This window comes from Candidatus Eisenbacteria bacterium (assembly GCA_016235265.1).
Lineage (GTDB): Bacteria > Eisenbacteria > RBG-16-71-46 > RBG-16-71-46 > JACRLI01 > JACRLI01.
The window spans coordinates 109,212-121,344 of sequence record JACRLI010000021.1; the positions used below are offsets into that span (position 1 = coordinate 109,212).

Genomic DNA, 12,133 nt, shown 5'->3' on the forward strand with positions numbered 1-12,133 from the left:
GATCATGCATCGTGACCCGCACCGGCTGCGCGCGGCCGTTGCCGCCCTGGCGTTCCTGCTTGCCGCACCGGGGGCAGCCCAGGCCTCCCCGCGGAGCCCGAGCCAGCCCGTCACTGCCGGGACGGTCTGCAAGCCGCTCTCGCCCGTCGAGGTCGAGTTGCGCCTGCTCGACAACGTGCCCGGCAGCCCCGCCCACTTCGAGACCCGCGTCACCGCGGTGCGGCCGGTGGAAGATCTCTCCATGGACGTGCGCCTCTCCGGCGGCGCCCGCTGGGTGATGGGCCAGCGCGAGCTCGCGGGCGCCCTGGACGCGGGCGCGCGGCGCGCGCTGCCCATGGGCGTGACGCTCCCGCGGCAGGGCCACTCCGAGGTCTACGTGCTGGTGAAGTTCCGCCTGCCCGGCGGCGGCCAGCTCTCGCGCGGCGCCTACCTGGCGTTCGACGACGGCCTGCCCGCGCGCGCGCCCAAGGGGCGCGAATCCAGCTGGAACGGCACCCCCGTGCTCGAGTACCCGGCGCAGGGGACGGGCCGATGAGGTTGCGCCCGGGATTCCCGGCGCACGCCCCCGGGTCCACTCCCGCCGGGTCCGCCGGCTCCCGGTCCATGCGCGCGCTGCGATCCGCACTTCCCGTCCTGGTCCTGGCGCTGCTGGCGGCCGCGCCCGCACGCGCCGATTGGACCGCCACCGGAGTATTCCAGTACGCCGACCGTGTGTATGGGCCCGGCGGCTTCACCGGCGCCACCGCCAACCTGCCGATCCGGCGCGCGGTGGTGCAGGTGCTGGACGCCACCACCGGCAGCGTGCTGGCCAGCGGAGGCACGGACGCCACCGGCGCCTTCTCGCTCAACGTGCCCGACGCGCAGACGCGCAATGTGTACGTGCGCGCACTCACCTACGCCGCCGACTCCACCCTGTACCGGTTGCGCGTGGCGTCCGACCCGGGCTCCGGCTCTCTGTTCGCCGTGGCCAGCGCCGCCGTGAACGGCCACGCCCCCACCACCCCGGTGAACTTCAACGGCGGCGCACCGATGGTGGCGCCGATGCGCTCGGTGGGCGAGGCCTTCAACATCCTGGACTGCCTCGAGAACGGCGTCGACTACCTGGCGGCGATCAACCGCGGCGCGCGCCCCTCGCCTTCCCAGGCGCTCGTGGCGTACTGGAACCTGGGCACCACCGACGGCACCTACTACACCGGCGGGACGATCCACCTCACCAAGGACGACGCGTACAGCGACCCGGTGATCAATCACGAGCAGGGCCACTACATGGCGGCCATGTTCTCCCGCGACGACAGCCCCGGTGGCACCCACTACCTGGGCGACAACACGCAGGACCTGCGGCTTTCGTTTTCGGAGGGCTGGGCCACCTACTTCGGGCAGTCGGTGCGCCGCTCGATGGGCCTGTCCAACCCGTCGTGGTACTGCGACCTGTTCGGCGAGGCGGCCGACCCGGGCCTGAATTTCAGCTACGAGATCGAGACCCCCGGCATCGGCGCCATCGGGGCCGCGAGCGAGGTTTCGGTGGAGGCCGCGCTGTGGGACATCGTGGACGCCGACCCGGCCCCGGACATTTCCCCGCCCGTTCTGGATGACAGCCTGGCGCTGCCCGACACCCTCACCTGGGACGTGATGCGCCGCTACATGCCCGTCCTGCCCGGCGGCCAGTGGGCCACGCTGGAGGGCTTCTGGGACGGCTGGTTCGCGCGCGGCTGGGGCCACCCGGTGGGCCTGATCTCGATCTTCCAGCGGGAGCGCGTGGAGTTCTACCCGGACGGCTACGAGAACGACAATTTCGCGGTGCGCGCCGCCGTGGGCGTCACCGACGGCACGCCCACCCGGCACACGATCTATCCTGGCGGCGACGCCGACTGGGTGCGCTTCCCGGTCTCGGCCGGGCAGGCCTACGTGGTGGAAACCACCGGTCTCGTCGGGGGCTGTGACACGTACCTCCAGGTGTACTTTCCGGACACCCTCACGCAGGCGGGATCCAATGACAACCGGGCCGTCGGCGACCCCTCCTCGCGGGTCAACTTCACGGCCCCGTCCACGGGCACCGCGTACGTGAAGGGCACGCGCGTGGGGCTGGTCGGCCGCTACGGCTCCTACGACCTGCGTGTCACCGCGGGCACGCCCACCGCGGCCTCGTTCACCAACGTCACCACGGCGGCGGGCGTGTCCAACGGCGGCAACTCCCGGGGCGTGGCGTGGGGCGACTACAACAACGACGGCTATCCCGACCTCTACGTCTGCAACACCGGGGCCGCCGCGGGCTCGGGCGCCGCGGACCGGCTGTACCGCAACAACGCCGGCGCCAACTTCACCGATGTCACCGCCTCCACCGGCACCGCCGCGGGCACCGAGCAGCACGAAGGCGCGGCGTGGGCGGACTTCAACAACGACGGCAACCTGGACCTGGTGGTGGTGAGCATCGAGGGCATCCACCTGTTCCGCAACGGCGGACCCGCCGGGTACACCTTCACCGACGTGGCTGCCACCGCGGGGCTGACGGCGGGAGTCTCCGCGCGCAGCGTGAGCTGGGTGGACTTCGACGGCGACGGCTACACCGACCTGTACGTGACCTCCTACGGCGGGACCAACCGGCTGTGGCGCAACAACGGCGACGGCACGTTCACGCTGGTCACTCGCGGGGTAGAGTTCACCGGCTACACCTTCACCGCCGCGTGGTGCGACTACGACCAGGACGGACGGCCCGACGTGGCGCTGGGGCTCGACGGCGACGTGGCCGGCGAAGCCTTCCGCCTGTTCCGCCAGAAGAGTGACGGTTCGTTCGAGGACGTCAGTTCCGGGGCCGGCCTGGCGGGGCTCCGCGGGCGCATCTTCGGGCTGGCGTGGGGCGACTACGATGGCGACGGGGTCCTGGACCTGGCCGCCGCCAACCAGGGCGGCAACAATTACCTGTTCCACAGCCGCGGCAACGGCACGTTCGTGGAGTCCGCGTTCGAGGCCAACGTGCAGGGCGGCCTGGGTGGAGCCTCGCCCGCGTGGCTGGACGCCGACGACAGCGGCAACCTGGACCTGTACGTGGTGAACTTCAACAACCCCGCCAGCCTGTTCGACAACCTGAACGGGCGCAGCTTCACCACCTCCGGCCTGGCCAACGTGAACGCGGCCTCGCGCGCGGTGGCGGCGGCGGACTACGACCGCAACGGCGCCATGGACCTCTACGTGGCCACGCAGAGTTCCAACACGCTGTACCGCGGCACGGTGCCCTCCGGGCGGCACTGGCTGGAGCTGACGTTGCGCGGCCGGCAGTCCAACCGCTCCGGCATCGGCGCGCGCGTCGTGGCCTCGGTGGCCGGCAGGCACATGACGCGCGAGGTGAGTGGCGGGCAGGCGTGGGGCTCGCAGCCCTCCGCGGTGGTCCACCTCGGTCTCGGAACTTCCGTACAGGCCGACTCGGTGCGGGTGGTGTGGCCCTCGAGGAAGGTGACGCTGCTCACCCACGTCACCGCCGACCAGGTGCTGGCGGTGGATGAGAGCACTTCCGTGGCCGACTCCCCCGGCGTCCCGCCCCCGGGTCGCGCGGCGCTGTGGCAGAACACTCCCAACCCGTTCAACCCGCTCAGCACCGGCCACCCGACCACCGCCATCCGCTTCGATGTCCCGGTCGGCGCGGGCTCCCAGGCGGTGAAGATCGCCATCTACGACGTGCTGGGACGGCTGGAGACGGTGCTGCTCGACGAGCTGCGCCAGCCCGGCGCCGGCCAGACGGTGCGCTGGAACGGCCGGCTCTCCGACGGCCGGCTCGCCCCCGACGGGCTGCACCTGTGCCGTCTCTCGGTGGGCTCGGAAGTTCGGAGCCGGAAGATCATGGTGGTCAGCGCGAGGTAAGAGCGACGCGCCGGCGGGGCGCGCCTGGCGCAGGTCAGCGGCGCCGCGGGCGGGTGGGGGTCTGCGCCAATCGGGAACCGCGCGCCGGCGGGAAATTGATCGAGGGCGGGACTTGCGCCCCGCCCCCGACCTATCGGAGGAAGTCCGACCCACTCCCTCCTATCGAGGCCCATCGCCGCGGCGGTGGGCCGTTTCTCTTGATGTTTCCCGGGAATTGCACGCCGTGTGCCAGCATGGGGAGTCTCGTCGCCCAATCCGGATTTCTTTGCGTGGCAATCGCTTATGGGTCCAGCGGGCCGGCGAGGGGAATGCGGGGCAACGGGGCGGCGAGGCCGAATGGACCGTGGGGGACACACGGATGTACGGGCGGGGACGCGTTCCGCGTGCCTGGCCCATGCTGCGACGGGAACCCGGCGGGCGGTGGCGGTGCTGCGCGCGGTGCCCGCTCAGGCCGCGGCGCGCTCGCGCGGGGCGGGCCGGGCAGCTTCCGGGCGGGGGGTTTCCACCCGGAACCTGGCGACGATCCCGCTCAGCTCCGTGGCCATGCGCCGGAGTTCCGCGGCCGCGGCGTCGGCCTGCGAGGCCCCTTCCTGGGTGGTGTGCGCGGAACGCACCAGCACGTCCATCCCGCCGCCGATCTCGGCGGAGCCCTTCCCGGCGTCCGCCACGCACGAGGCGATCTCGGTGGCTCCCTCCGCCTGCGCGGACACGGCGGCGGCGATGCGCTGCTGCACCTCGGTGAATCGGCCGATGACCTCGCAGATCCGGGTGATGCTCTCCACCGCGGCGTGGACGTCGGACTGCAGGGTCTCGATCTTGGAGCTGATGTCCTCGGTGGCGGTCGCGCTCTGCCGGGCCAGCTCCTTCACCTCGGCCGCCACGACGCCGAACCCGCGGCCGGCGTCACCGGCGCGCGCGGCCGCGATGGTGGCGTTGAGCGCCAGCAGGTCGGTCTGGTCCGCGATGTTGGTGATCACGCGGATCACCTTGCCGATCTGGGTGCCGCTCTCGCCGAGCTTGGAGATGGTGGCGGTGGTGCTCTCCGCCAGCCTGGACGCCGAGGCGGCCACGTCCGTGGAATCGCTCACTTCCTTCCAGATGTCGCGCATGCTGCCGGCCATGGACCCGGCGCGGGCCGTCACGCTCGCCAGGTCACCGTCCACGCGCTTCGCGGTGGCGGAGACCTCGCGGGCCCGCTCGCTGGTCTGGTCGGCGTTGGAGGTCATGCGCCGGCTCACCGAGGCGAGCACCTCGGAGGCGCCGTTGAGGTGGTCCGCCTTCGCCGCCAGGTCGCGCACCACGTCGTGCATCGCGCTCACCGCGCGGTTCAGCGAGCCCGCCATGGCCGCGTACTCGTCCTCGCCCCCGAATTGAAGCCGTCGGGTCAGGTCGCCGCCGGCCACGTCCTCGGCGGCCTCCATGACCGACCGCATCGGGGCCAGCAGCCCGGCCGCGAGCCGCCGGCCGGCGACGACCAGCACGGTGGCCGTCCCCGCGACGAGCAGCATGGTGAGCGCCATCGCGACCCACAACAGGGTGCGGCTCTCGAGGATCAGGGCCCGGGACTGCCGCTCCAGGTCCTTGCCCAGCGTGATGAAGTCCGCCTCGAGCGCCTCCCACCGCGGGTCGAACTCCGCCACGCGTCGTTCGGCCCCGGCAGGGTCGGTCCCCGACGCGCGCAGGATGTCGGCCGCGTCCGCCAGGAAGCGGTCCAACTCGGGCTGCATCCTGAGCATCCGGGCGTTCGCTTCCGGGCCCAGGTCCAGCGCCCGGTTCTGCTCCCAGGCGGCGCGCAGGCGCTGCACGTCCTCCCGGTACTGCGCGAGGGCGCGCTCGCGGGAGCCCGGTTCGACGGCGCGCAGCACGGCCTGCAGGCGCTCCTGCATCCCGTCGTGCATCATGTCCGCGATCATCTCGTTCTGGAGACCGGTGCCGCTGGCGAGGACACGGGACAGTTCCACGCGCATCCAGCCGGTCATGGCGAGGCATGCCACCCCCACACCGAGGAGCAGGGCGGCGCCGATCCAGCCCAGGCCCCGGATCCGGCCGCGCAGCGATGTGGGGCGCAGCCGCCGGCGGAGGCTGGCGGGAACTTCGGCTGAGGCGGTCGGCGGAGTGCTTCGCACGGCGCGACAAGTCTCCTGGCGGGTTCGGGCCTGGCCCCGGGGAATGGCGGCGCGCGTCGGGAGCTTCCCCGGGCGGCCGGCCGGAATGAAGAGGGTCCTGAACCGGGTTATCGGCCGGCAGCGCGGGGGTGTTGAGGGAGAATGGGGCGCGAACGGGCCGAATTCGGCCCGCCCGGCGCTCGGCCTGGAGCGGTCTGAGGGCGGGCTATGCCCCCAGGGCGCGCTTCACCGCCTCGCTCAGCCGCTTGCCGTCCACCCGCCCGGCGGCCTTTGCGGTGGCCTCCTTCATGGCCTTGCCCATCTCCTTCGGGCCCGTGGCGCCGGAGACGGCGATGGCCTCGCGCACCAGCGCGGCCAGGTCGTCGTCGCCGAGCTGGGTGGGCAGGTAGGATTCCACGAGCTTGAGCTCGGCAGCCGCCGGGTCGGCCAGGTCCTGCCGGCCAGCCTGGATGGCCTGGTCCAGGGACTCCTTCACCCGCTTGGCGTAGGTGGAGATGATCCGGAGCACTTCGTCATCGGGGATCTCGGTGCGGCCGCTACCGTCCTTCTTCAGCTTCAGCAGCTCGCCGCGGATCATGCGGATGGTCCCCAGGCGCGCGCCGTCACCGGCGCGCATGGCGTCCTTCATGTCGTCGTTGAGCTTTTGCTCGAGCATGGCGTGCCCTCCGTGTGATTCGGATCGTGATCTGCTCCCGCTCCGCGCGTGGCCGGACTGCGCCGGGTCGGCCCGTGCACGGTCCGCGCCCGCATGCAGCCGCGGGCGGCTGGCGCCGGCCGCCATGGCCCGGCCCGGATGCAACGAGGCCCCTGGTCACGGGCACCAGGGGCCTCGAAGGAATATTCCCGGCGGCGTCCTACTCTCCCAGCTCGTCTCCAAGCTAGTACCATCGGCGCTGAAGGGCTTAACGACTCTGTTCGGAATGGGAAGAGGTGTTTCCCCTTCGCTAGAGCCACCGGAAATCCCTGTGGCCGGCGCCTCGCGGCGGCGGCGGAATTTTCGAACTGCAACTTTCACGACAGCTTTGCCGGCGAGCACCTTAAGAATTATCGGCCAAGTCTCACGGCTATTAGTACCGGTCGGCTGAAGTGGTTACCCACCTTGTACCTCCGGCCTATCGACGTCGTAGTCTCCAACGAGCCTTCAGGGGCTTGCGCCCAGGGAGATCTAATCTTGAGGCTAGTTTCGCGCTTAGATGCTTTCAGCGCTTATCTAATCCGGACATAGCTACCCAGCGATACCCCTGGCGGGATAGCTGGTACACTAGCGGTCCGTTCGTCCCGGTCCTCTCGTACTAGGGACAACTCCCCTCAAATCTCCTGCGCCCACGATGGATAGGGACCGAACTGTCTCACGACGTTCTAAACCCAGCTCACGTACCGCTTTAATGGGCGAACAGCCCAACCCTTGGGACCTTCTCCAGCCCCAGGATGCGATGAGCCGACATCGAGGTGCCAAACCCTGCCGTCGATGTGAACTCTCGGGCAAGATCAGCCTGTTATCCCCGGCGTACCTTTTATCCGTTAAGCGACGGCCATTCCACACTGGAACCGCCGGATCACTTTGACCTGCTTTCGCACCTGCTCGACTTGTGAGTCTCGCAGTTAAGCTCCCTTCTGCCAATGCACTCGTCGGACGATTACCAACCGTCCTGAGGGAACCTTTGTGCGCCTCCGTTACTCTTTAGGAGGCGACCGCCCCAGTCAAACTGCCCACCAGCCAATGTCCCCCTGCCGGCTAACGGCTAGGGGTTAGAATTCCAACAATTCAAGGGTGGTATTTCAAGGTTGTCTCCACCGAGGCTAGCGCCCCGGCTTCAAAGACTCCCACCTATCCTACACATGAATGGTCAAAACCCAATGGCAGGCTACAGTAAAGGTGCACGGGGTCTTTCTGTCCAGTCGCGGGTAAGCGGCATCTTCACCGCTGCTACAGTTTCGCCGAGCTCTTGCAGGAGACAGCGGTCAAGTCGTTACACCATTCGTGCAGGTCGGAACTTCATGTGCGCCCCCGGTTTCCCGGGGCATAGACTATACGTTCACCTGGCCGTAGCGACCTGAGTATGTCGCTGCCGGAGTACTTCCGCTTGCCCGATGGATTCATCTGCATCGCGATTCGAACGATCTCCTCCAAGCCCTCCAACTCGAGGTGTTTCGCCTGGCTCACCAGCGTGCAGATGCGATCGAATCGATCGACATCTGCCTGCTTGGCGGAGCGGAGCGGGTACGCCCTGAAATGGGGGAGAACTCTCTCCACCAGATCCTGGACGTTTCTCACCTCGAACTTCAGGGTCTTGTCGGAGCGGTCCGGTCGGATGTGTCCGCATCCCCAAATCTCCCGGATGACATTCAGTAGCTCGGCGCGATCGGCGTTCTGGCTGACCGAGAAACTCGGCCGAACCTCCCATCCAAACCGGTGACGCCGGCTGGGGTGGAATGAAACGCAAAAGCATCCTTCGCCGTCAATGAATCCGGAAATGTACGATGCGATATCCATTGGGCAGGGACCAGGGTCGGCGTGTTATGGAGCCCGGAGGCCCCATCCAGGGATCTCACCCCTGAGTCGTTACGGGGATCGAGCGAGCTCGATCTTACCCTCGGTATTACCCGCGGCACACCTGCTGCGCCGGGAGGGCTTCACCGATTTGAGCCGAATGAATGGACGGAATCACTTCCGCCCCGGGCAATTTCACTTACCCGACAAGGAATTTCGCTCAGTCTTGTTACGTCCCTATTGACTCGGGACGGGCCGGTCATTTCTGCCGGCCTCTGCATGTCGCCATGCAGCTCGGACTATATCTTCACCCGATTGGGTGCCTGGCGCGTAGTCTCTGAGGATACCGGCAAGCACCTGTGCTTCGAGCTCACTCGGTCTTTCCTGCTGATCATCTGCACCCGACGCATTGTCACTCCTTGGATACCGGAGTAGCGCGGGATACTCAGACCTTCCAGCATATGGCCAGGTTTTACTAAGGCTAGCGTGTGTTAACCTTAGGACCGTTATAGTTACGGCCGCCGTTTACCGGGGCTTCAGTTTGCAGCTTCACCTTGCGGCTGACTGCGCCCTTTAACCTTCCGGCACCGGGCAGGTGTCAGACCCTATACGTCGCCTCATCGGCTTGGCAGAGTCCTGTGTTTTTAGTAAACAGTCGCTTGACCCAATTCTCTGCGGCCTGTTTGGGCTTCAGGGGCGAACCCTTCCACCTACTCCAGGCGCTCCTTCTTCCGAAGTTACGGAGCTATTTTGCCGAGTTCCTTCTGCAAGACTCACTCGAGCACCTTAGGATTCTCACCCCACCTACCTGTGTCGGTTTACGGTACGGGCACGTGAGCTGCTCGCATAGAGGCTTTTCTTGGCAGCTGGTTTAGGGTCAGTTGGCTCGTCCGAAGACTCGTTTCCCATTCACCTCTCGGAGTTGACCGCGCGGATTTGCCTACGCAGCCCTCCTACGGGCTTAGACCGACATCCATCAGTCGGCTGACCTTTCACTCCTGCGTCACCCCATAGCGTCTTTATCGCAGCCCCCGTGGTACGGGAATGTTGACCCGTTTTCCATCGCCTACGCCTCTCGGCCTCGACTAAGGGCCCGACTAACCCTGAGCGGATTAACCTTCCTCAGGAAACCTTGGGTTTTCGGTGAACGGGTTTCTCGCCCGTTTTCTCGCTACTCGTTCCGGCATTATCACTTCTGCGTCGTCGAAGGCACCTCGCGGTACCTCTTCATCCTACAGCAGAACGCTCTCCTACCATCCTGGGCTCTCGCCCGAGGATCCACAGCTTCGGCGGTTGGCTTTAGTCCCGGACATTATCGGCGCAGGGCCACTTGACTAGTGAGCTGTTACGCACTCTTTAAATGATGGCTGCTTCTAAGCCAACATCCTAGTTGTCTGCGCAATCCCACATCCTTAAACACTTAGCCAACTCTTCGGGGCCTTAGCTGGTGGTCTGGGTTGTTCCCCTCTCGTCCGTGAAGCTTATCCCCCACGGGCTTACTCCCGAGGTACATGTGAACGGCATTCGGAGTTTGAATGGGTTTGGTAGGCTTGTAGGCCCCCTAGCCCAATCAGTGCTCTACCTCCGCCACACATTGGCTCGAGGCTAGACCTAAATCTATTTCGGAGAGAACCAGCTATCACCAGGTTTGATTAGTCTTTCGCTCCTAACCACAGGTCATCCGGTACCTTTTCAACGGTAATCGGTTCGGACCTCCACGCACTGTTACACGCGCTTCATCCTGCCCATGGCTAGATCACCTTGGCTTCGGGTCTACCGCATGCAACTCAACGCCCTATTCGGACTCGCTTTCGCTACGGCTCCGCGCCTTAGGCGCTTAACCTCGCTGCATACGAGTAACTCGCCGGATCATTATGCAAAAGGCACGCCGTCACCCGTTCCTGGGCAAGCCCAGGCCAGGCTCCGACCGCTTGTAAGCACACGGTTTCAGGTTCTATTTCACTCTCCGCCAGGAGTTCTTTTCACCTTTCCCTCACGGTACTTGTTCGCTATCGGTCACGAGTGAGTATTTAGCCTTGGAAAGTGGTCTTCCCAGATTCCCACAGGATTTCTCGTGTCCCGTGGTACTTGGGGTGACGACCGGAGATCTCGGGCTTTCGCGTACGGGACTTTCACCCTCTTTGGTCCGCTTTCCCAAGCGGTTCCACTAGCCTTCGATTTTGTAACTCCGTGGTCGCGTCCGCACTACGACCTGTCGACCCCGCAACACCGCTCGTACAGCGCGTGCAGGCTGTAACGTACGAGCCAGTTTAGGCTGTTTCCCTTTCGCTCGCCGCTACTCAGGAAATCTCGGTTGATTTCTCTTCCAGGAGGTACTGAGATGTTTCACTTCCCTCCGTTAGCCCCTGACAACCTATGTATTCAGTCGTCAGGCGCCGGGGTATGGCCCCGGCGGGTTGCCCCATTCGGAAATCCGCGGGTCAAAGCTTGTTTGCAGCTCACCGCGGCTTATCGCAGCTTACCACGTCCTTCATCGCCTACTCGTGCCAAGGCATCCACCGTGTGCTCTTAGTAACTTGGCCGAAAACACATTAAGGTGCTCGCTTCGGCAAAACTGTCGTGAAAGTTGCAGTTGTCAAAGAACGATCGCGGACCACTGAAGGACCGCAGAAACCGTTGCGACGCTCGCGCGCCGAAATCCTCTTGTGCCTGTTTGCGGCAGGCGCCGCCTCGGGTTCCCGATTGGTGGAGATAGCGGGGATCGAACCCGCAGCCTCCGGCTTGCAAAGCCGGCGCTCTCCCAATTGAGCTATATCCCCGAAGGGACTTTCCGGAGCGGTCCGTTGTTGAGGCTCAAGGTGGTGGGCCTGGGTAGAGTTGAACTACCGACCTCACGCTTATCAGGCGTGCGCTCTAACCACCTGAGCTACAGGCCCTCGTCTCACCCGGGTTTGCACCAGGGTGATGCGCAGAGCCTCGCCGGCGGATCCTTTCCCCGCGCGACAGCCGACCGCCCCGTCAATCGCGTGATCGACGGAAGCCGGTCTCGTGAACTGTGCTTGGGTGGTCCCGGCCGGGTTCCCTGCAGTGCGGACCCAGAGCTCCGGAAGAGTAAGAGGAAGAATAGCGCACGTGTGGAAGGCCAGCTTGACGACCTAGGATCCGGCTCGGGCCGAAGCCCTTGCCAGGTCTCCCTAGAAAGGAGGTGATCCAGCCGCACCTTCCGGTACGGCTACCTTGTTACGACTTAGCCCCAATCGCTAGCCTTACCTTAGGCGGCTGCCTCCTTGCGGTTGGCTCACCGACTTCGGGTCTGACTTGCTTTCGTGGCTTGACGGGCGGTGTGTACAAGGCCCGGGAACGTATTCACCGCCACCTGCTGATTGGCGATTACTAGCGATTCCGACTTCACGGAGTCGAGTTGCAGACTCCGATCCGAACTGAGATCGGTTTTATGGGATTAGCTCCACCTCGCGGTCTTGCAACCCTTTGTACCGACCATTGTAGCACGTGTGTAGCCCCAGACGTAAGGGCCATGAGGACTTGACGTCATCCCCACCTTCCTCCGGTTTACCACCGGCAGTCTCCTTAGAGTGCTCAACTGAATGGTAGCAACTAAGGACAAGGGTTGCGCTCGTTGCGGGACTTAACCCAACATCTCACGACACGAGCTGACGACAGCCATGCAGCACCTGTGCACCGG

Annotated in this window: 3 protein-coding genes, 2 tRNA genes, 3 rRNA genes and 1 pseudogene (1 of these 9 running past the window's edge); 2 read left to right on the forward strand and 7 right to left on the reverse strand. The window is 65.7% G+C overall.

From position 1 onward, the window contains the following. A pseudogene (locus tag HZB25_12135) lies at positions 1–535 on the forward strand (hypothetical protein); it begins 14 nt to the left of the window's first position. A gap of 68 nt (positions 536–603) precedes the next feature. Next, entirely contained in the window at positions 604–3,852 is a 3,249-nt protein-coding gene (locus HZB25_12140) for a VCBS repeat-containing protein (GenBank protein ID MBI5837984.1), read from the forward strand. 446 nt (positions 3,853–4,298) lie between these two features. On the opposite strand, the gene HZB25_12145 is transcribed toward HZB25_12140, so the two are convergent. The 7 genes from HZB25_12145 to HZB25_12175 all read right to left on the reverse strand — a co-directional run. Beyond that, positions 4,299–5,978 carry a methyl-accepting chemotaxis protein gene (locus tag HZB25_12145; protein ID MBI5837985.1) on the reverse strand — a complete coding sequence of 560 codons (1,680 nt, stop codon included), beginning with the start codon at positions 5,976–5,978 and terminating at the stop codon, positions 4,299–4,301. Between the two features lie 205 nt (positions 5,979–6,183). Continuing rightward, a complete protein-coding gene (locus HZB25_12150; protein MBI5837986.1) occupies positions 6,184–6,633 on the reverse strand; it encodes a GatB/YqeY domain-containing protein in 450 nt (149 codons plus the stop codon). A 186-nt stretch (positions 6,634–6,819) separates the two neighbouring features. Continuing rightward, positions 6,820–6,936 (reverse strand): 5S ribosomal RNA (rrf, locus tag HZB25_12155). Between the two features lie 89 nt (positions 6,937–7,025). Further along, a 23S ribosomal RNA gene (locus HZB25_12160) occupies positions 7,026–11,012 on the reverse strand. A 161-nt stretch (positions 11,013–11,173) separates the two neighbouring features. Further along, a tRNA-Ala gene (locus HZB25_12165) sits at positions 11,174–11,249 on the reverse strand. A gap of 40 nt (positions 11,250–11,289) precedes the next feature. Next, positions 11,290–11,366: transfer RNA gene (locus HZB25_12170), tRNA-Ile, on the reverse strand. A gap of 253 nt (positions 11,367–11,619) precedes the next feature. Then, positions 11,620–12,133: ribosomal RNA gene (locus HZB25_12175) — 16S ribosomal RNA — on the reverse strand; the annotation flags it as partial.

What these genes read in the sequence shown, in the direction of transcription:
- HZB25_12140 (MBI5837984.1), top strand. Translation starts at nt 604, where the DNA reads ATGCGCGCGCTGCGATCCGCACTTCCCGTCCTGGTCCTGGCGCTGCTG.
- HZB25_12150 (MBI5837986.1), bottom strand. Translation starts at nt 6,633, where the DNA reads ATGCTCGAGCAAAAGCTCAACGACGACATGAAGGACGCCATGCGCGCC.